Annotated in this window: 24 protein-coding genes; 12 read left to right on the top strand and 12 right to left on the bottom strand. The window is 52.2% G+C overall.

Annotation, left to right across the window (positions count from 1 at the left end; all coding sequences use genetic code 11):
* A partial coding sequence (gene tyrS / locus NP589_RS19485; protein ID WP_371929697.1) for a tyrosine--tRNA ligase occupies window positions 1–1,175 on the bottom strand: 1,175 nt, incomplete at its 3' end.
* Between the two features lie 147 nt (window positions 1,176–1,322).
* Here tyrS and NP589_RS19480 point away from each other — a divergent pair.
* Complete coding sequence (locus NP589_RS19480) at window positions 1,323–2,615, top strand: peptidoglycan DD-metalloendopeptidase family protein (protein WP_256608457.1); 1,293 nt, start codon at window positions 1,323–1,325, stop codon at window positions 2,613–2,615.
* A 4-nt stretch (window positions 2,616–2,619) separates the two neighbouring features.
* Window positions 2,620–3,735: an anhydro-N-acetylmuramic acid kinase gene (locus NP589_RS19475; protein WP_256608456.1), complete on the top strand. Its 1,116-nt coding sequence runs from the start codon at window positions 2,620–2,622 to the stop codon at window positions 3,733–3,735.
* Here the strand turns inward: NP589_RS19475 and erpA are convergent.
* On the bottom strand, window positions 3,727–4,059 hold the full coding sequence (erpA, locus tag NP589_RS19470) for an iron-sulfur cluster insertion protein ErpA (protein WP_020483200.1): 333 nt from the start codon (window positions 4,057–4,059) through the stop codon (window positions 3,727–3,729). The two genes, NP589_RS19475 and erpA, sit on opposite strands and share 9 nt — an antisense overlap.
* 240 nt (window positions 4,060–4,299) lie before the next feature.
* Between erpA and NP589_RS19465 the strand changes: the two genes are divergently transcribed.
* A complete protein-coding gene (locus NP589_RS19465) occupies window positions 4,300–4,785 on the top strand; it encodes a SixA phosphatase family protein (protein ID WP_256608454.1) in 486 nt (161 codons plus the stop codon).
* A gap of 19 nt (window positions 4,786–4,804) precedes the next feature.
* On the opposite strand, the gene NP589_RS19460 is transcribed toward NP589_RS19465, so the two are convergent.
* The 10 genes from NP589_RS19460 to NP589_RS19415 form a co-directional block, all read right to left on the bottom strand.
* The gene (locus NP589_RS19460) at window positions 4,805–5,071 is read right to left on the bottom strand and encodes a hypothetical protein (protein WP_256608453.1); all 267 of its coding nucleotides are present in this window, start codon (window positions 5,069–5,071) and stop codon (window positions 4,805–4,807) included.
* Between the two features lie 34 nt (window positions 5,072–5,105).
* Entirely contained in the window at window positions 5,106–6,245 is a 1,140-nt protein-coding gene (nirJ, locus tag NP589_RS19455) for a heme d1 biosynthesis radical SAM protein NirJ (RefSeq protein WP_256608452.1), read from the bottom strand.
* Between the two features lie 3 nt (window positions 6,246–6,248).
* Window positions 6,249–6,728 carry a siroheme decarboxylase subunit beta gene (gene ahbB, locus NP589_RS19450; RefSeq protein WP_256608451.1) on the bottom strand — a complete coding sequence of 160 codons (480 nt, stop codon included), beginning with the start codon at window positions 6,726–6,728 and terminating at the stop codon, window positions 6,249–6,251.
* Entirely contained in the window at window positions 6,728–7,171 is a 444-nt protein-coding gene (locus NP589_RS19445; RefSeq protein WP_256608450.1) for an Lrp/AsnC family transcriptional regulator, read from the bottom strand. The genes ahbB (NP589_RS19450) and NP589_RS19445 overlap by 1 nt, the downstream gene beginning before the upstream one ends.
* A 2-nt stretch (window positions 7,172–7,173) precedes the next feature.
* Window positions 7,174–7,746, bottom strand: a complete 573-nt coding sequence (gene ahbB / locus NP589_RS19440; protein WP_256608449.1) for a siroheme decarboxylase subunit beta — start codon at window positions 7,744–7,746, stop codon at window positions 7,174–7,176.
* A complete protein-coding gene (locus NP589_RS19435) occupies window positions 7,739–8,194 on the bottom strand; it encodes an Lrp/AsnC family transcriptional regulator (RefSeq protein WP_256608448.1) in 456 nt (151 codons plus the stop codon). The genes ahbB (NP589_RS19440) and NP589_RS19435 overlap by 8 nt, the downstream gene beginning before the upstream one ends.
* Window positions 8,195–8,197: 3 nt before the next feature.
* On the bottom strand, window positions 8,198–9,376 hold the full coding sequence (locus tag NP589_RS19430) for a cytochrome D1 domain-containing protein (RefSeq protein WP_256608447.1): 1,179 nt from the start codon (window positions 9,374–9,376) through the stop codon (window positions 8,198–8,200).
* A gap of 84 nt (window positions 9,377–9,460) precedes the next feature.
* A complete protein-coding gene (locus NP589_RS19425) occupies window positions 9,461–9,763 on the bottom strand; it encodes a c-type cytochrome (RefSeq protein ID WP_256608446.1) in 303 nt (100 codons plus the stop codon).
* A 3-nt stretch (window positions 9,764–9,766) separates the two neighbouring features.
* On the bottom strand, window positions 9,767–10,078 hold the full coding sequence (locus NP589_RS19420; RefSeq protein ID WP_256608445.1) for a c-type cytochrome: 312 nt from the start codon (window positions 10,076–10,078) through the stop codon (window positions 9,767–9,769).
* Window positions 10,075–11,655, bottom strand: coding sequence for a nitrite reductase (locus NP589_RS19415; RefSeq protein WP_256608444.1), 1,581 nt, complete (start codon window positions 11,653–11,655; stop codon window positions 10,075–10,077). Before NP589_RS19415 ends, NP589_RS19420 begins: the two co-directional genes overlap by 4 nt.
* A gap of 205 nt (window positions 11,656–11,860) precedes the next feature.
* Between NP589_RS19415 and NP589_RS19410 the strand changes: the two genes are divergently transcribed.
* The 9 genes from NP589_RS19410 to NP589_RS19370 form a co-directional block, all read left to right on the top strand.
* On the top strand, window positions 11,861–12,433 hold the full coding sequence (locus NP589_RS19410; RefSeq protein WP_082879783.1) for a MarR family winged helix-turn-helix transcriptional regulator: 573 nt from the start codon (window positions 11,861–11,863) through the stop codon (window positions 12,431–12,433).
* A gap of 86 nt (window positions 12,434–12,519) precedes the next feature.
* The gene (pdxA, locus tag NP589_RS19405) at window positions 12,520–13,500 is read left to right on the top strand and encodes a 4-hydroxythreonine-4-phosphate dehydrogenase PdxA (RefSeq protein ID WP_256608443.1); all 981 of its coding nucleotides are present in this window, start codon (window positions 12,520–12,522) and stop codon (window positions 13,498–13,500) included.
* A gap of 8 nt (window positions 13,501–13,508) precedes the next feature.
* On the top strand, window positions 13,509–14,300 hold the full coding sequence (gene rsmA, locus NP589_RS19400; RefSeq protein ID WP_256608442.1) for a 16S rRNA (adenine(1518)-N(6)/adenine(1519)-N(6))-dimethyltransferase RsmA: 792 nt from the start codon (window positions 13,509–13,511) through the stop codon (window positions 14,298–14,300).
* Between the two features lie 166 nt (window positions 14,301–14,466).
* Entirely contained in the window at window positions 14,467–15,105 is a 639-nt protein-coding gene (gene adk, locus NP589_RS19395; RefSeq protein WP_256608441.1) for an adenylate kinase, read from the top strand.
* A 33-nt stretch (window positions 15,106–15,138) separates the two neighbouring features.
* On the top strand, window positions 15,139–16,554 hold the full coding sequence (leuC, locus tag NP589_RS19390; protein ID WP_256608440.1) for a 3-isopropylmalate dehydratase large subunit: 1,416 nt from the start codon (window positions 15,139–15,141) through the stop codon (window positions 16,552–16,554).
* On the top strand, window positions 16,551–17,189 hold the full coding sequence (gene leuD / locus NP589_RS19385; RefSeq protein ID WP_064010025.1) for a 3-isopropylmalate dehydratase small subunit: 639 nt from the start codon (window positions 16,551–16,553) through the stop codon (window positions 17,187–17,189). The genes leuC and leuD overlap by 4 nt, the downstream gene beginning before the upstream one ends.
* Before the next feature lie 21 nt (window positions 17,190–17,210).
* The gene (gene leuB / locus NP589_RS19380; RefSeq protein WP_256608439.1) at window positions 17,211–18,290 is read left to right on the top strand and encodes a 3-isopropylmalate dehydrogenase; all 1,080 of its coding nucleotides are present in this window, start codon (window positions 17,211–17,213) and stop codon (window positions 18,288–18,290) included.
* A 5-nt stretch (window positions 18,291–18,295) separates the two neighbouring features.
* Complete coding sequence (locus NP589_RS19375) at window positions 18,296–19,318, top strand: aspartate-semialdehyde dehydrogenase (RefSeq protein WP_256608438.1); 1,023 nt, start codon at window positions 18,296–18,298, stop codon at window positions 19,316–19,318.
* Window positions 19,319–19,387: 69 nt separating this feature from the next.
* On the top strand, window positions 19,388–20,530 hold a 1,143-nt coding region (locus NP589_RS19370), incomplete at its 3' end, for a type IV pilus assembly protein FimV (RefSeq protein ID WP_371929696.1).

Genomic DNA, 20,530 nt, shown 5'->3' with positions numbered 1-20,530 from the left:
CGTGCGAACTTTCTTTTACCCACTTGATAAACATGCTTACCTGAAGCCGAAACCATGGCTTTTGGATCCTCCAGTTTTTCACCATCAATTTTTACAGCACCCTGCTTAATCAGCCGCAAGGCCTCAGAAGTGCTTTCCACCAACCCTGCATTTTTTAGCACATTAGCAATTGGCATTCCCTGACCATCTACCCTAATTTGAACATCCTCTATATCATCCGGCAAGGCGCCACGCTGAAACCGCGCCTCAAAATTCTCCAGCGCCGTTTTTGCAGACTGAGGCCCATGAAACCTGGCAACGATCTCCTGCGCAAGCGCAACTTTGTAATTTCTTGGATTCTCACCGCCCTCGCAAGCAGTCCGCCAACTCTCTATTTCAGTCATGGACTTAAAGCTCAATAACTTAAAATAACGCCACATCAGCTCATCGGAAATCGACATAATTTTGCCAAACATATTGTCAGGCGCGTCCGCGATGCCTATATAGTTGTTAAGCGACTTGGACATTTTCTGCACACCATCAAGTCCTTCCAAGATCGGCATTGTCAACACGACCTGCGGTTTTTGCCCATAACCTTCCTGCAATTGCCGCCCCATCAACAAGTTAAACTTCTGGTCGGTTCCGCCCAGCTCAACGTCGGCTTTCATTACCACCGAGTCATAGCCCTGTATTAATGGGTATAGGAATTCATGAATCGCAATAGGCTGACCGCCCTTATATCGCTTGCTAAAATCATCGCGTTCCAGCATTCTGGCGACGGTATTTCTGGCCGCCAACTGAATTAATTCGGCACTCGTCATCGCCCCCATCCATGCCGAATTGAATTTAACCTCGGTTTTATCCGGATCAAGGATCTTAAAGACCTGTGCCTGATAGGTTTTTGCGTTTTCCGCCACCTCTTCACAGCTCAAAGGCTTACGCGTGACGTTTTTGCCAGTCGGATCGCCAATCATTGCGGTAAAATCGCCGATCAAAAATTGCACGTTGTGGCCGGCATCCTGAAATTGCTTCAGCTTATTAATGAGCACCGTGTGCCCAAGATGCAAATCGGGTGCTGTAGGGTCGAATCCAGCCTTAATGGTTAAAGGCCGATTTTCCTCCAGCTTTTTGATCAAATCCGATTCCAGCAAAATTTCTTCAGCGCCGTAACGCAATTGAGCCAAGGTTTCTTGCAACAATTTATTCTCCCGATAGCCTTAAGTTTTGGGCGCGCATTATAAGTGATGCAATTGTACGGAAGGATAAAAAATGGCCTTTTGTTGGCCTTATGCACCAAAATTGCCTACAATGAAACGCTCGACAAACAATGAAGTGTGATTACTGTGAAGAACAGAATACTCAAGTCGGTGCTATTAGGCACCTGCACCGTTGTTGCCGCAAGCGCAAGTTACGGATTGATACCGCATAAGGGTTTTGAAGACGCAAAGAGCCTGGAGCAAGACAGACTGATCTCATCCAAGATCAACCAATACACCAAATACGTAGCACCACCCGAAGTACAACATCTCGATATAACCGAAGAACTGGAACATACCGTCAAATCGGGTGAAAACCTTTCCAGCATTTTCTCAGCTTTAAATCTTAGCCGAGAAGATTTGCACAAGATTATCCACGCCAACGCCACAGGTAAGCAGTTTGCCGATGTCGAACCCGGCCAAGACGTTGTTGCCACTCTGAATGCATCAGGCGAATTAGAACAACTAACTTACAGCAAAAATCCTTTCGAAACATTGATTGCCACCCGGCATGACGATGAATTCGACGTGGAGTTGCTAAGCAAAAAAGTCGATTACCAAATAGCCAGCAGCAAAGGCACGATTGACTCTTCGCTATTCGAAGATGGCAAGGAAGCAGGCCTGTCGGAAAAACTAATCCTGAAACTAGCCGACATTTTTGCCTGGGACATCGATTTTGCGCTCAATTTAAGAGACGGCGACCAATTTACTGTCGTCTATGAAAAACTGTTTGTGGACGGCAAAGAATTCGATACTGGCGAAATCCTGTCGGTTGAATTCGTCAACCAGGGCAAAACTTATACCGCCGTGCGCTTTGAAGATAATCAAGGCAACACAGGCTACTACACGCCGGACGGTAACGGTTTGCGTAAAGCCTTCCTGCAAACCCCGATGGACTTCGCCAAAATCAGCTCGCATTTTGATTTGCACCGCAAGCATCCGATTCTGAACACCATCCGCGCTCACAAAGGCGTCGATTATTCAGCGGCCGTTGGTACACCGGTTAAAACCACCGGGGATGGCAAAATCGTCTTCCGCGGCGTGAAAAACGGCTACGGCAATGTAGTAGAGATCGAACACGGCCAAAAATACTCGACTTTGTACGCTCATTTGTCCGGCTTCAAGTCCGGTCAAAAGCTGGGTAGCGCTATCAAACAGGGGGATGTGATTGGTTACGTCGGTAAAACCGGCTTGGCTACCGGTCCGCATTTGCATTATGAATTCCGCATCGGCGGCGAGCACGTTAATCCGGTTACCGCGAAAATACCGCGCTCTATGCCCATGGATAACGCTTTACTGGCAAAATTCAAAGCACAAACCCAGCCGTTTATAGCGCAACTGAAGCAAGCCAAAGGCGACGCGTTGGTAGCTCAAAACTAAAACAGTGTCCGAGCTTTATATAGGCTTAATGTCAGGGACCAGCATCGATGGTATTGATGCTGGTCTCGTCGATTTTAGCGACGGCAAAATACAACTTGTCGCTTTCCATTACCAACCATTCTCCGCCGAACTCCGGCAAAAAATTCACCATCTTAGTCAACCGGGCCAACCTATTCTGCTAACGGATTATGGCTCGCTCGATAGCCAGATCGGTCGCCTATTCGCCGAAACCGCGCAGACTCTGCTGGATACTGCCAACATTCCGGCCAGCTCGATCAAGGCAATAGGCAGTCACGGCCAAACCGTTTATCACGCCCCGGAGACCGCCAATGGTTTTTCTCTGCAAATTGGCGACCCGAATCGCATCGCCGAAATAACCGGCATCACCACGGTCGCCGACTTCCGCCGCCGCGACATCGCCGTCGGCGGCCAAGGCGCTCCATTAGTTCCAGCCTTTCATCAAGCGGTTTTTAGCGATGTCACCCAAGCCAGGGTAGTCGTCAATATTGGCGGTATTGCCAACATAACGGTATTGAACGATAAACCGGTCATCGGCTTCGATACCGGCCCCGGCAATGGCTTGATGGACTGGTGGTGTCAAGAACACTGCAATCAGCCTTATGACCGCAATGGCAACTGGGCAGCCACGGGTAAACCTTATCCAGCCCTGCTCGACGCATTAAAAGAAGACGACTATTTCCGACTGACGCCACCGAAAAGTACCGGTAAGGAATATTTCTCGCCAGCGTGGCTAAAACAAAAACTCCGCTTATTCAACAATCTTAAGCCGGAAGATATTCAAGCCACGCTCTGCCAGTTCAGCGCCGAGACCATCGCCGATGCCATTCGCCAATATGCACCCGACACCCTGCAAACATTGGTCTGCGGCGGCGGCGCGCATAACGGTCAATTGATGACTCTGTTACGAAAACGCCTGAATATGCCGGCAATTTCAACCGCGGAACGGGGAATCGATCCAGACCATGTAGAAGCAATTGCGTTTGCCTGGCTGGCACGGCAAACCCTGAACAATTTGCCGGGAAATTTATGTAGCGTCACGGGCGCAGCTACGCCCGTGGTTTTAGGTGGTATTTATCCGGGTAAAAACAGTTTAAGCTGAGAAAGACGAGCCGCAACCGCAGGTTGTAGTCGCGTTTGGATTGCGAATCACGAATTGCGCACCGGACAAGTCTTCCTTGTAATCGATTTCGGCACCGCTAAGGTACTGGATACTCATCGAATCGATCAGCACCGTCACGCCGTCTTTGACGATTTGCGTATCGTCTTCATTGACATCTTCGTCAAAGGTAAAACCATACTGAAATCCGGAACAACCGCCGCCGCTAATATAAACTCTGAGCTTAAGATTATCGTTACCCTCTTCCTGAATTAAACCCGCAACTTTATGAGCGGCACTGTCGGTAAAAACAATAGGATCGGACATATAAGACTCTATAAGCAATTGAAAGACTGAATGATTATGACTATACCCAGTAATTCAGTCAAGAATTATCAACTATATTTTCCAGGCCAGCGATTAAAGCCCTAACGAAGCAACAACTGAGCTAATATTTGCGCTAGATTTAGTTGGAACCTTATAACAAACTCCATAGCTTCGCCTAAAACCAGAAAGTGTCGACAGTCTAAAGATCCCAGTCAACATCGTCCGACAAGGAGACGTACCATGCTTATCACTTTCCTCAGACACGCTACGGCAGAAGATGGCGGCGTATCGATACCCGACGCGGATAGAGCCTTAATCGATAAAGGCGAAAAGCAGGTGAAACGCTTGGCGGCATTTTGTTTAGCCAACGGCTTGGTTCCGAGATCGATTTATTGCAGCCCGCTGCTACGCGCCCAACAAACCGCAAGGATACTCAACCAACATCTGCCCGACAGTCCTGCACCCCAGACCGTTGATTGGCTGGGCATCGATACTACTGCATCAACCATACTCAGAGAGCTTGCCAAACTGGCCGAGCAAGGTCTGGACGACGTTTGGCTGGTCGGGCACGAACCGGACTTCTCGGTTACCATTTCCGGTATGTTGGGCACCGTTCCCGACAACATTGTCATCAAAAAAGCCTCTCTAACTCGCCTGGATGCCGACTTTTCGGACCAAGCTTCGGCTAAATTGCTGTGGAGCGTCCCTTGTTCATTGATGCGCTAAGGACCAGCCCAACCAAATTTCAAGCCAATTGTTTGCCCAGTTCCTTCAGTGCTGCCAAGGTTTCGACATCGCTAACCGACTCCGCAATCCGGGCATGCAGTTTCTCCGCATAGCGTGCTGATGCCAGACCGGCCTTAATCAAACCAAAGTCCTGAATAAAGCTATCGATTTGCCGCCAGTCGTCGCCGGTCAATATAGCCTTTTCCGTAGCAGAAGCCATCCTGGTCCAGCCATCAATGTCCCCGGCAAATTTTTTGTAAATAGCAACTTTTTCCGGATTAATCATTACCGATTGCTCATCTTAGACAGCGCAACCCACTCTAAGCGAAGATTTCCTCGTCCGCCAGATAACAGCCCGGATCCTCGGCCCAAAAATCGCCAGTCATTTGTTGAGCGCGAACGCGCGTATTGCCGTTGCAGATACTTTGATAATGACAGTCGCCGCAACGGCCTTTCAGCGGCCGGGGTGAAGCTTTCAAACCGGCCATGAGCGGATCGGAGATGTCCGGCCAGATTTCCGAAAACGGCCGTTTGCGGACATTACCCAAGCCGTAATGCCACCAGAACGTGTCCGGATGCACATTACCCAGATTGTCGATATTGGCGACATTGACGCCCGAAGCGTTGCCGCCCCATTGCTGTAATTTGGCATGAATATGCTCCGCTTGCTCGGGGAAGCGGCGCCTGACCCACTGCAGAAAATACACCGCATCGGCGTCGTTGTTGCCGGTCACTACTTCGCGATGCAAACCTTGCTGCTCCCAGCTTAACGACTTTTCGAACAAGCTATCCATCACCTTGCGGGTCAATTGAAACTCGGCATCGTCCTTACGATTCTTGTTGCCGCGGCCGCCGTAATTCAGATGCGACAGGTAGAATTTGTCGATGTCTTCGTCGTCCATCAATTGCAACAGACCATCGAAATCGTGAGCGTTGTCTTGGGTCAGCGTAAACCTGACGCCGGCTTTGATGTTGTGTTCGCGGCATAAACGAATACCCGCCAGCGACGCCTCGAACGAACCTTGCTTCTGGCGGAATGTATCATGGGTCTGACCAATGCCGTCCAGGCTGACGCCGATGTATTGGTAGTCGATAGCGGCGATTTGCTCGATGTTGGTGTGATCAATCAGAGTGCCATTACTGGACAAAGCCACATAAAAGCCCATGTCGCGGGCGCGCTGCGAGATAGCAAAAATATCCGGATGCAGCAGCGGCTCGCCGCCCGACAGGATCAACACCGGCACCCTAAAAGCCTTCAAATCGTCCATCACAGCGTAAATTTCCGGCGTGCTTAATTCACCAGGAAAATTGATGTCGGCCGACGTGGTATAACAGTGTTTGCAAGTCAGATTGCAACGGCGGATCAAATTCCAGATCACTACGGGCCCGGAGGGTTTGCGCGTTGCGGTCAGCGGGGTCGGATGCAGCAATTCGCGCAAGTATTGGCTTAGTCTGAACACGCTCTATCCTCCGATTCGCAAACCGGTCTTTTTTAGAATTTTGGTGCTGTACAGCACCTCATGGCTGCTCGCCTGCTCGCCCAGCAATTCGGCGATGATTGCTACTTGCTGTTCCGCATCGGCTTCGGTTTTGCCGTGCACCATGGCGAAAAGATTGTACGGCCAATCCGGCAAATGCCGAGGGCGCTGGTAACAGTGGCTGACAAACGACAGTTTCGCGACCTTTTGTCCAAGTTCGTCGACATGGCTATCCTCGACATCCCAAACTGTCATCCCGTTATAGCGATAACCCAATTTGTAATGGTTGGGCACCGCAGCAATACGGCGGATAACACCGGTCTGCTGCATCTCGGCCATGTGCAACATGACGACTTGGGCAGACAAACCCAGTTGCTCGGCAACGGCTTGATACGGCTCGCGAACTAACGGCAAACCGGCTTGGGTGGCCTGGATAATTTGGCGGTCTATCTCATCGATGGGCATCAGGCTTCCAATTGCAAACCGACGTAATATTCGCTGATCTTCGGCATGTTGTAGACAACCAACCCGGTCTGCCGCTCGATTTCGGCGATCACACTTTGCACCTGTTCCGGCTTTTCGGTAGCCAATACAAACCACATATTCAATAAATGATTGCGGGCATAGTTATGCGCCACTTCCGGGAAGCTGTTAACGATGTCGGTGACTTCATCGAAGCGTTCCTCCGGTACTTTGAGCGCCGCCAAAGTTAAAGCTCCGCCCATTTGTTCGGCATGGTACATCGGCCCAAAGCGTGACAATACGCCGTCGGCCAACAGTGCTTGCAATCTTGTCAGCAGTTCGGCTTCCGCAATCCCCAGTTCTTCAGCGACCCTTTGATAAGGCGATGCACAGATAGGGAATCCTTGTTGAAGGCGGTTAACAATGATTTTGTCTGTGGTGTCCATATTTAGGCGAAGTGCATGCCGAAAGACAGTTTGTTATTAATCTCCTCAGCCTTGCTCTGTCCAGCAAGAGAGGGGCTTAGCCCATCGCCATTTGCAATGGGGCGAGTATATAAAGCCCCGCGCTGCTTGAAGCAACGCCGACTAAACAAGACTTCAAATGGATATTCGCATAAATTGCAGGCATGCCGCAGCTCTGCCCATTGTTCCAACACCACTTCCCGGCTCTTGCCGTGGATCATGCAATACAGGTTGTAAGGCCAGACTTCACCTTGGCGCGGGCGTTGATAACACAGATTCACGCAAGCCTGCTGGCTGATTAAAGCGCCGACTCGAGCCACACGCTCGTCCGGGACATCCATCACGATCATTGCATTGGCCCGATAGCCTAGTTGGCGATGCTTGACCACCACGCCCCAACGCTTGATCAAACCCTGAGACTTCAAGCGTGCAAGGCGCTCGATTACGTCCTGCTCGGTGATCGCCAATTGCTCGGCTATCGCCGCATACGGCCTCGCTGCAATCGGTAATCCCGCTTGCACGGCGGCAATCAGTTGAAAATCGATAGCGTCAATCATGCAAATTCAGCTCAAATCCCAGGTTGATGAAATAGTCGGCCAACATCGGCAGCAACATCGCAGGATAACCGGTTTGGGTTTCGATATCCGCAATAACGGCTTTAAGATGGGGTTCGCTATCGGCAATCAACACAAACCACAAATTGAAGCGATTTTCGCGCTCGTAGTTGTGATTGACTTCCGGATAAGCACTGACCAATTCGGCGACCCGCGCCAAGTCTGTGTCCGGCACAGCCATCGCAACCAGCGCGCTGTTACCTATGCTATTGGGCGCGATCACCGGTCCGATGCGGCTGATCATCTGCTGCTCGGATAAGGTTTGAAACGCATTCATCACCTCGTCCTCGCTAACCCCGAGCTGCTCGGCGATGTCTCGGTAAGGGGTCGGACTCAACGGAAAATCCTGCTGATAGTCGTTGAGGAGGCGTTTATGCAATGGGGCTAGCATGTTTTACCAGCCTATGCGATTGGCGCGATCAGTGAAGAAAATCCCGCTGGGCTTTTGTGCGGACAGGCGGGCCGTTTCTTGAAAAGTTTCGGTATCGTAGACCATCACCCGGTCTTCGTCGCGCACCGCCAGCCACACGGATTCCCCTCTTGGGCTGAATTCCATGTGCAACACGGCTTTGCCGGGTTGCAAGGTTTTGACAATATTAAAATCTTTCAACTCGATCACTTGTACGGTCTGATTGTCCGGGAAGGCAAAATTCACCCACACTTGCCGACCGTCAGGCCGCGAAGTGACGAATACCGGCTGGCCGGCCACCGGGATGCGTTTCACCAACTCCCACTCGCGGGTATCGATCACCAAGACTTCATGCAATCCAACCGCCGGCACCAACAGCCAATCGCCAGTCACGGTCCAGCCCTCCAGGTGTGGCATTTTATAGACCGGCATTTGCTCGTCGTCTTTGCCGTAATCTTCCAGGATATGTTCGACGCCTTTTTCCGGCTGCCACAAATCCAGCAAGGACAAGCCTTTTTCGCCGAACAAACCGGCGGCATAGAAATGGCCGTCCGGCGTCAATAAAGCGTCGTAAGGTTGTTTGCCGATGTCTTTAAATTTTTTCACAACGGGCTGACGCGGATTTTTAGCGTCGATAAGCCAGATTTCATTACCTTCGAACAGACTGCAAACGAAGCGTTGGCCCGGCGCATCCACCAAGCCAACTACTTTGGATAATTTATTGTCTTCGCCATAAACCGCAGGAATCTCGGCCAGTTGTTCCAGCGTATCCGCCGAAAAAACTTTCACACCGCCCGGGGTGTAGTTAGACACGGCGATTAATTTGCCATCCTGAGAAATTGCCCCGCCGATGCTGTTGCCGGCCTGGATCACGCGTTTATCGATTTTATCTTGCAGCAAATCGATCTTGGTCAAACCGCCGTCGCGACCGAAAACATAGGCATATCGTTGATCGCGGGAGAACACCACCGAGGCATGAGACAAGTCGCCTAAGCCTTCGATACGGCTCAACGAGGCTGGTTTAGTGGTGTTGACGATCTGGATGCTGCCGGTTTCGCGCTCGATGACTACGCCGAGGTCACCGGTGGCTCTAAGCTCCGCATGACTGGGTAATGCACACAATAATAAGAAAATCAGGAGACACCGGGAATAAGAAAGTTTCATAGGGCGCGTGTTGTTTAGCGACGATCATTCAAGAAGTACATCTGCACATTAGACGATTAAGCCTAGCGACTGCGGAAACAACTCTCAGCGCTTTCTTAGTTGTTGAATCAGCCAAGCAGTTTCATCGACAGTCAGAAAGTTCTTCCAGGGCGGCATCGCCGTCCCAGTTCGGCCGTTTTGGATCGCATCGATCAACAATGCATCGCTTTTGTCCGCCAATACTTCCGGCATCAACGATGGCCCCAAGCCGCCTTTCGGCGGCAGGCCGTGACAAGAGCCACAATCATGCTTGAGCATATTCAACAACTCCTGCTGCCTTTGCGGATTAGGTTGGTCCGCAAAGGCGCAGGTTGACAGCAAGCCGAGCAGCAGCCAGCGAGAACTCATTATTTAAGGTTTAACGCTACCGTAATACGCGGCGATGTCGTTGATTTCCGCATCGGTCAAGGAACCGGCAATTGCGTTCATGATGTCGGATTTCCGCGTCTTGTCGCGATATTGTTTGATCGCGGTTTTCAAATACTCGGGATCGCGGCCGCCCAACGGTGGAAACGGCGCATCGGCGCTGGGCATCCGGATCCCATGACATTGCGCGCACACCGCGCCAGCCTTGGCTTGACCGACATACAAACTGGTAGCCTGTGCGCTACCGGCGGCCAACAGCCCCGCCAGCAGCGACAGGATAAAATGAGTCATCTTCATTTTGATTGCTCCATTTCGTCAGGTGACAAGCCGCGAGTCATGTATTTTACCCGGCCGCGCGAGAAGATACCCGCAGGGCTTTCCATTGGCACGGTGGCGACTTTTTGCAGGGTGTTGGAGTCGTAAACCACCACTTCGTCACCGTTATAGCCGGCGCTGATATACAGGAATTTGCCGTCGGCGCTGTATTCCGGGAAGTAGGCGTGACCGCCGACATCCAGCGTTCTAGCAACTTCCAGGGTTTTCTTGTCAATCAACTGCACGGTGCGGGCGCGTCTATCTTTGCTGATGATGTCAACCGCGACATAAGGCGCGTTGGCATGTGCAGCCGGCGATTCGGTGCCGCCGGAAACCGGCACTTGTTTGACGACTTCCATTTTATCCAGATCCCAAACGCTGACCACGGTTTTGTCGCAATCGCCGAAGTTGGTACCAAAGCCTAAGGTACGGCCGTCAACTTTCACCGCCGAACCGCCGCCAACGTGCGGTACGCAGCCGGCTTCCAGCTTTTTGATGATCTCGCGCTTTTCCAGATCGATGGCCGCAACGATGCTGTCGTCGTAAGACGCGATCATCAATTTTTTGCCGCCGTGGGTCAGGAAGGCGTCGTGCAAATGCCGACCCACTTTCTCGATACGGGTAACCGGGAAACCTTCTTTATTTAAATCAATCACCCAAACCTGACCGGCATTTTCCAGCGCAATCGCGAAAATATCGGCATATGGTGTACCGATGATCATGCCGGAGTCGGAAGATACATGTTTACCGTCGGGATCGATGCCTTCCAATTCGAAGGTTTTTAGCGGCTCCAAGGTATCGGCATTCAGAATCACGGCGTTATGCGGTACGAAAGAACCGGCCATGATGTATTTACCGTCGCGAGATACGCCCATGCCTGGGCCGTTCCAGCCGGTTTTGATGCTGCGCACCGCTTGCATGGAATATAAATCCACCTTGAAAATCTCGGCGGTATCGGTTTTGACATAAGCCCAGCGCGGATTAGCCGGGTTGAAATCAATGATATGCGCAGCAGTACCGGTGGGTACTTCGCCGACTTTTTGATGGGTGGTGCTATTAATAAAGATCGCTTTTGAACCTTCGCCGCGACCATATTTGCCGCGCGCCGCCACGCCAATCAGATTTTCGAACTTATCGTCGATTTGGAAGGTTGGCTTGGCTGGCAGCGTGCTTTCATCTTTAACATAGACTTTCAGCGACTTTTTCATGTCGTCGATAGTCCAGGCCGGGTTAGGCTGTTTGGGGGTTTCTTGCAGATGCTTAATAACGCCGCGAATTTCGTCGTCATCGAGCCTGCCGTAGAACGGAGGCATCAAGGTATCGAAGCTTCCGGCCATCACAATGGTCCGCAACGCGGTGGGACTGCGACCCTTCAAGATGGCCGAGTTCAACGCCGGCGCCAAATAACCGCCATGATCGGAACCGTGGCAGCTGGCGCAATTGTCTTGATAAAGTTTGTGAAAATCGTCGGATTTTGCCAGCGCCATCCCGGATGACAACAGCATGGCGATGGAACTCGCCAGTAGGGATTTATTCAGCATTTTTATAGTATTTTTCATTTAAAATTCCTGCCACCCGCAAGTTAAAAAAAAGAGCCAACTTGGTGCATTAAACCATAAAAGACCAGGACGAACAGCCACCCGATTTAGCATGGTAAAATAACAGCTTGTTGACTCCAGGCCGATGTTATAAAGTAAAGTTTCGATTCGCTATCAATTTACTCCTTAATCCATCGCCTTGTCAACCTAGTGGGTCACGATGAGAATGCAATTTATGCAACAAACTGATATTTACGAACTTATTGAGTGCATGACCACATTGATTCGCTCTGAGGAGCGGAAAAAATGTACGGAGCTTGGCTTGCAGCCGGTTCACTTCCAGGTGCTCAATTACCTCTCGCGCTGTAATAAATACAGCAACACCCCTGCGGCTGTTGCCAATTATTTGGGTATGACGCGCGGCACTGTTTCGCAATCGCTGATTATTCTGGAAAAGAAGGGCTATATCGGCAAAACGCCGGATGCCAACGATAAGCGCGTGGTGCATTTACAGTTGCTGCCGGACGGCGCAGCCATACTTAAGCAAGCGCGACCGTCTGATTTATTCCACGGCGCCACCGCCATCTTGCAAAGCAGCGATTCGCCACCGTCAGACGCCAATGTCTTTCAGCAAGCCCTTACCGCGTTGCAAAAGGCGAATCAGTCGCAATCGTTCGGCGTGTGCAAAACCTGCCGCAATTTCAGCGAAAAAGACGGCGGATTTTTCTGTCAGCTTACTCAGGAAAAGCTCAGCACAGACGATAGCGAACAAATTTGCCAGGAACACAACCCTGTTTGACTATCCGAACGGACCGCAGATAGACAATAAACAAATCCTGGCGCAGCTTAGAGTTCGCCATTCACCGGTTCGCTTTGAGATTTAATATGTCTATACCTCGCATCGCGTTGACTCCCGGCGAACCGGCCGGCATCGGCCAGGACTTGTGCATACATCTGGCGCAGCAGGAACAAGCTTGCCAACTCATTGCCATTGCGGATCCGGAATTATTGCAGCAGCGGGCGGAACAACTCGGCTTGTCGCTGACAATCCAACTTTTCGACATCGATCAAACCGTCAACAAACAGCAAGCAGGTACGATAACCGTACTGCCAATCAGCTTAAGCGAACCAGCCGTTTGCGGACGACTCAATCCCGCCAATAGCCGATACGTTCTGGAAACCATCCGCCAAGCCACCTTAGGCTGCATGAGTGGCACATTCGCGGCGATGGTGACCGGGCCAGTGCATAAAGGCGTAATCAACGACGCCGGCATTCCCTTCAGTGGCCACACCGAATTTATCGCCGAACTGACCGGCGGCACGCCAGTCATGATGCTGGCGACACCGGGCTTACGCGTCGCTTTGGCAACCACTCACTTACCTTTATCGGAAGTAAGCGCGGCGATCACTCCGGGTCCGCTGGCGACCATTATTCGTTTGCTGGACCGCGATCTAAGGCAACGCTTTGCGATAGAGAAACCGAAAATATTGGTCTGCGGCCTCAATCCACACGCCGGCGAGAGCGGCCATCTGGGCCGCGAGGAAATCGACATTATCGAACCGACACTGGAACGCTTGCGCTGCGAAGACATCAACCTTTACGGCCCATTACCCGCAGACACCTTGTTTACCCCTAAATACCTGGAAACGGCCGACGCGGTTTTGGCGATGTATCACGACCAAGGCCTGCCGGTATTGAAATATAAAGGCTTCGGCCAGGCCGTGAACATCACCCTCGGCCTACCCATCGTCCGCACCTCGGTCGACCACGGCACTGCGCTGGAATTGGCCGGCACCGGCAAAGCTAATCTGGGCAGTTTGCAGTTTGCGTTGCAGACTGCGCTGGATATGATTCACCACTTATAAAACTAAAAATGACCCACACCGCCCGCAAACGCTTCGGCCAGAATTTTCTACACGATCACAGCATCATTTATAACATCCTGGCCAGCGCCCATCCGCAGACTGGCGAACATTGGGTGGAAATCGGCCCCGGCCTGGGTGCGCTAACCCTGCCCTTGCTGGAATCCGGCGCTAAACTCGATGTCGTTGAGTTGGACCGGGACTTGGTCAGCCGTTTGCAAAAACAGTTTGCCGGCCACAGCAATTTAACCGTGCACAGCGCAGATGCGTTGAATTTTGATTTTGCCGCACTGGCGCAAGCAGGCGAGAAGCTGCGCATCATCGGCAACCTGCCGTACAACATTTCCACACCGCTGATGTTTCACCTCTTGGAAACCACCGACTGCGTGGAAGACATGCTGTTCATGCTGCAAAAAGAAGTGGTGGATCGGATTTGTGCGGAACCTGGTAGCAAGAAATACGGCCGGCTGAGCGTAATGATGCAGTATTACTGCGAAACCGAGTTGTTATTTGACGTGCCGCCGGAAAGCTTCGATCCGATTCCGCAAGTGATGTCGGCCATCGTCCGGCTGACCCCACACGCGCAGCCGCCGGTCAATATTCCGGACCTGAAAAGCTTTAGCCAATTGGTAACTCAGGCTTTTTCGCAGCGCCGTAAAACCATCCGCAATTCGTTGAAAAACTTCATTGCCGAGCAGCAGATCATCGACCTGGGAATCGACGCCAATCTGCGCGCGGAATCGATCAGTCTGGCAGAGTTCGCGCTGCTCAGCGCGCACAGCCAAGCCAACACCACCGGCTAGATTCACAACGCCCCACGCCGCCGATTCGACAAGATTTGACGGCATTCACAGGGCAAGTGCGATAAAATGCCGGATTTTTCCGCCAGGCTCACGAACTGATGCGCTTGAGCCGGCTCTCTTTATATAGCAAGGCAACCAGCCTGATTCATACACTGGAGTGATTGATATGCGCATTATCCTGTTAGGCAGCCCAGGCTCGGGCAAAGGCACCCAAGCCCAGTTCATCACGGAGAAGTTCGCGATTCCGCAAATTTCCACCGGCGACATGCTGCGCGCCGCCGTCCGCGCAGGTACCCCGCTGGGTATCGCAGCGAAAAAAGTCATGGATGCCGGCGGACTGGTGTCCGACGAGATCATTCTGGGGTTGATCAAAGAGCGTATCACCCAAGACGACTGCAAAAACGGCTTTTTGCTGGACGGCTTCCCACGCACCATCGCTCAAGCCGAAGGCTTGGCGAAAATGGGCGTGGAACTGGATCATGTGATCGAAATTGCCGTGGACGACGAGGAAATCATCAAGCGCATGAGCGGCAGACGCGTGCATATGGCGTCCGGCCGCACCTACCACGTGGTGTTCAATCCGCCAAAACAGGAAGGCTTGGACGATGTGACCGGCGAGCCATTGATCCAACGCGACGACGATAAGGAAGAGACCGTACGCAAACGCCTGAGCGTGTATCACGAACAAACTAAACCGCTGGTCGGCTTTTATTCGGCAACCGGTCAAAACGCTAAATTCGCTTCGATTGCCGGCGTCGGCTCGGTCAGCGACATCACCTCCAAATTGCTCGCCATCTTGGGCTGAGCAGTATTGTTAACTTCTTTATCGGAAACTGAGATGGCTGGTAAAACCTTATACGACAAACTCTGGGACGACCACGTCGTCCATACCGAAGACGATGGCTCTTGCCTGATTTACATCGACCGGCAGTTGCTGCACGAAGTGACTTCGCCGCAAGCTTTTGACGGGCTGCGCCTGTCCGGCCGCCAACCGTGGCGGATTGCGAGAAACCTGGCGGTTGCCGACCACAACGTACCCACGACCGACCGCGACAAAGGCATTGCCGATCCGGTTTCAAGATTGCAAGTGGAAACGCTGGAAAACAACTGCAAAGAGTACGGCATTACCGAATTCGATATGGCCGATATTCGCCAAGGCATCGTGCATGTGATCGGCCCGGAACAAGGTGCCACTTTGCCTGGGATGACCATTGTCTGTGGCGACTCGCATACCTCCACCCATGGCGCTTCCGCAGCGCTGGCGTTCGGTATCGGCACTTCCGAAGTCGAGCACGCATTGGCTACGCAATGTCTGGTACAGAAAAAAGCTAAAAACATGTTGATCAAGGTCAACGGCAAAACCGGTCTAGGCGTCACCGCTAAAGACATCGTGTTGGCGATCATCGGCCAAATCGGTACCGCTGGCGGCAATGGTTACACCATCGAATTCGGCGGCAATGCGATCTGGTCATTGTCGATGGAAGGCCGGATGACGGTTTGCAACATGGCTATCGAAGCGGGCGCTCGCGCCGGCTTGATCGCAGTGGACGACATTACTATCGATTATTACCAAGGCCGTCCTTATGCGCCAAAAGGCGACGACTGGAACATGGCGGTACGTTATTGGCAAAACCTGCGTTCCGACAGCTACAGCGGAGACTTATTCGACAAAGTCATCGACATCGATGCCGCCGGGATTAAACCGCAAGTCAGCTGGGGCACTTCGCCGGAAATGGTGGTGGCAGTCGATGCCAATGTACCCGATCCGGCCCAAGAAGCCGATCCGGTCAAGCGCCAAAGCATTGAGCGAGCCTTGCAATATATGGGCTTGCAAGCCGGGCAAAAAATTACTGATATCAAGTTGGACAAAGTTTTTATCGGTTCCTGCACCAATTCGCGCATCGAAGACTTGCGTGCCGCTGCGGCTGTCATCAAAGGCCGTAAAAAAGCCGCTTCCGTGAAACAGGTATTAATCGTGCCCGGCTCGGGCTTGATCAAACAACAAGCCGAAGCAGAGGGTCTGGATAAAATCTTCACTGCCGCCGATTTCGAGTGGCGCGATCCCGGTTGCTCGATGTGTCTGGCGATGAACGCCGACCGTCTGGAAGCCGGCGAGCATTGCGCGTCGACTTCGAATCGTAACTTTGAAGGCCGGCAAGGCTACGGCGGCCGCACCCACTTGGTCAGCCCTGCCATGGCGGCGGCGGCGGCGATTGCCGGTCATTTTGTCAACATTGCGGAGGATGTCGCATGAAAGCTTTTACTACCTTGACCGCTTTGGTTGCTCCACTGGACCGCGCCAATATCGATACCGATGCGATCATCCCCAAACAGTTTTTAAAGTCCATCCGCCGTGCCGGTTTTGGCCCATATCTGTTTGACGAATGGCGCTATCTGGATAGAGGCGAACCGGAAATGGATTGCACCAACCGGCCTTTGAACAAAGACTTCGTGTTGAACCAGGCAAAATATCAAGGCGCGCAAATCCTGCTGACCCGTGAAAACTTCGGTTGCGGGTCCTCGCGCGAGCATGCGCCTTGGGCTTTGGAAGATTACGGTTTCCGGGCGATTATCGCACCCAGCTTTGCCGACATTTTCTTTAACAACTGCTTCAAGAACGGCATTTTGCCTATCGTGTTGCCGGCCGAAACCGTCGATCAGTTGTTCAAAGAAGTGGTCGATGGTTATCAGTTAACCATCGATTTGCAAGCGCAAACCATTACCACGCCCAGCGGTCAAAATATTGGCTTTACCGTCGACGAAAACCGCCGCTTCCGCCTGATGAATGGTTTGGACGATATTGCGCTATCGCTACAACACGCCGACAAAATTAAAACCTACGAAACCGAGCGCGCCAAACGCGCACCGTGGCTGTTCAAAGACGCGTAAGCTCCATTGAAAGGTAAAAAAATGCCCAAAAAAATTGCAGTCCTGGCCGGCGATGGCATCGGACCGGAAATTGTTGCCGAAGCGATCAAAGTCTTGAGTTTTATCAACACCGACATGAATCTGGGTTTGGTATTCGAGAACGCGTTGATAGGCGGCGCCGCTTACGACGCTTTCGGTACGCCGCTACCGCAAACTACGCTGAATCTGTGCAAAAACGCCGACGCGGTGTTGCTGGGCGCAGTTGGCGGCCCCAAGTGGGAACCGCTGGCACATGCGGTACGTCCGGAACGCGGTTTATTGGGCATTCGCTCAGAGCTAAATTTGTTCTCCAATCTGCGCCCGGCGATTTTGTATCCGCAGCTGGTCGACGCTTCGACCTTGAAACCGGAAGTGGTGTCTGGCCTGGATATCATGATTGTGCGCGAACTGACCGGCGGCATTTATTTCGGCCAGCCGCGCGGTGTGCACGTCGCGGAAAATGGCGAGAAAGTCGGTATCAATACCAAGATTTACAGCGAATCGGAAATCCGTCGCATCGCGCATTCCGCGTTCAAGATTGCGCAAAAACGTCATAAAAAGCTGTGTTCGGTGGATAAAGCCAATGTGCTGGAAGTAACCGAACTGTGGCGCAGCGTGATGACCGAAGTGGGTAAGGAATATCCGGACGTGCAGTTGAGCCACATGTATGTCGACAACGCGGCGATGCAGCTGGTGCGGGCACCGAAACAATTCGACGTGATCGTTACCAGCAATATGTTCGGCGATATTTTGTCCGACATCGCGGCGATGCTGACCGGCTCCATCGGCATGTTGCCGTCGGCTTCTTTGGATGCCAACGCCAAGGGCATGTACGAGCCGATTCACGGCTCCGCACCCGACATTGCCGGCCAGGGTATCGCCAATCCCTTAGCCACTATTTTGTCGGTGGCGATGATGCTGCGTTACACGTTTAACCAGCCGGAAGCTGCCGAGCGCATTGAACGCGCGGTGAACACCGCATTGGACAGCAAAGTCAGAACCGCGGACATTTACTCGGAAGGGATGATCAAAGTCAGCACTTCCGGCATGGGCGACGCCGTACTCAACGCCTTAAAAGGATAATTAACATGTCGAAAACTTATGATGTAGCAGTCGTCGGCGCCACTGGCGCGGTCGGCGAAACCATGATTTCCATCCTGGAAGAGCGCAATTTTCCGGTCGGCAAGGTGTATGCCTTGGCAAGCGAACGCTCGGCCGGCAAGCGCATCCCATTCAAAGACGGATCGTTGGTTGTTGAAGATTTGGCCACCTTCGATTTCTCCAAAGTGCAGATCGGCCTATTTTCGCCGGGTGCATCCGTGTCGGCGGAATACGCACCAAAAGCCGCAGCGGCAGGTTGTGTGGTGATCGACAACACCTCGCAATTTCGTTACGACGACGACATCCCGTTGGTAGTACCGGAAGTCAATCCAGAGAAAGTCGCCGAATACAAAAATCGCGGCATCATCGCCAATCCAAACTGCTCGACCATTCAAATGTTGGTGGCGCTGAAACCGATTTACGACGCCGTAGGCATCAGCCGGATTAACGTTGCCACCTATCAAGCCGTTTCCGGCACCGGCAAGGAAGCAATCGAGGAACTGGCGACGCAAACTGCCAATCTGCTGAACGCTAAACCGGTTACGGCCAACGTCTATCCAAAACAGATTGCTTTCAATGTATTGCCGCAAATCGACGTGTTTATGGATAACGGCTATACCAAGGAAGAAATGAAAATGGTTTGGGAAACTCGAAAAATCCTCGGCGATGCCGATATTCTAGTTAATCCGACCGCGGTGCGGGTGCCGGTGTTTTTTGGGCACTCGGAAGCTGTACATATCGAAACTAAACAGAAGATCTCCGCAGAGCAGGTTCGCGAACTGTTGGCCACAGCCCCCGGCATCACTTTGTTGGACGAGCGCGAGAACGGCGGCTACCCGACGGCAGTAACCGAATCGTCCGGTAATGACGACGTGTTTGTCGGCCGAATTCGCGAGGATATTTCGCATCCGACCGGCATCGATCTATGGGTCGTTAGTGATAACGTCAGAAAAGGTGCAGCGCTTAACAGCGTGCAAATAGCCGAAGTGCTGGTAAAAAGCTACATCTAGTCTACGCTTAGCTCTGTGTTTTATAGTGGGTCAGTAAGTACCGAGGTATTACAAGTGAAGGAAAGCAATGTGAGCAATTTAACTAAAGCCTTAGCGGTTGTATCGTTACTGGCACCAGTCAGTGCCCAACCCTTAGGTATCGGCGAAATTGAATTACATTCTGCCCTAAACCAAAAACTCAATGCCGAAATCAGACTGAGTGTCGCACCGGGGGAAAACCCGGCCGATGTCACGGTGAAATTGGCCCCACCGGAAAAGTTCGACCAAGCCGGCGTGGTTTGGAATTATTTTCTATCCAAAATCAAGCTGGAGCCGGTTGTCCAAGCAAACGGTTCCATCATTGTGAAAGTCTCCTCGCGAGAAGCATTGACCGAGCCGTTTCTGGATTTCCTACTGGAAGTGACGTGGCCGCAAGGCAGCATGATGCGCGAGTTCACATTGCTCATCGACCCGCCGACGGCTTATAACCAGCCGGTAACGCCTGTCGCGGAAACTAGTGGCTACAGTGCCGAACCCATTGAGCCATTGGAGCGTCCGGTAAAGAGAACTCGAACCGCACCCAAACGCGCAGTGCGTGCCGCTCCTGCCGACAACATTACCCCACAAACGCCCACCAGCGGCGAATTTGGCCCGATCCAAAAATCAGACACTTTGTGGAGTATCGCCACCCAAGTGGGCCAGGAAAAAAACATTCCGACCCAAAAAATGCTGACCGCTTTGTACAGAGCCAATCCGGACGCATTTAACAACGGCAATATCAATTCCTTGAAAGAAGGCGCAACGTTAAAGATTCCTGAGCCGGATGCGATTATGAATCCGGCGCAAAGACAAGCGCAAAATGAGCGAAAAGTGACCAGTAAACAGGTCAAGCCGGAAACCGTTCAAGCCGAAACGACCAAGAAAGCGCTTGAACTAGTAGCCCCCACTGAAGCCAAGGCTGCCGGTACCGGTTCGACAAAAACCGAACAAAACTCGGCTGCGGCAGCTAATCCGGCTTTAACTAGCGCTGCTGATCAAACCAGCGACGGGAAAGATCTGGAGCTGCAAGCTCGCATCGAAAAACTGGAACAACAACTGGGAATGATGCAACAATTGCTGGCCTTAAAAGATCAGCAACTGGCCACTTTACAAAACAACAAACCAGCACCGGCCGAGCCTAGCCCGCAGCCCGCGCAACCGACTCCTCAGCCGCCAGTCGTCAGCCCCGAGCCC

The organism is Methylomonas rosea, from assembly GCF_024505055.1.
Lineage (GTDB): Bacteria > Pseudomonadota > Gammaproteobacteria > Methylococcales > Methylomonadaceae > Methylomonas > Methylomonas rosea.
The sequence above is the reverse complement of the archived record's forward strand: the minus strand, read 5'-3'. Positions and strand labels throughout refer to the sequence as shown.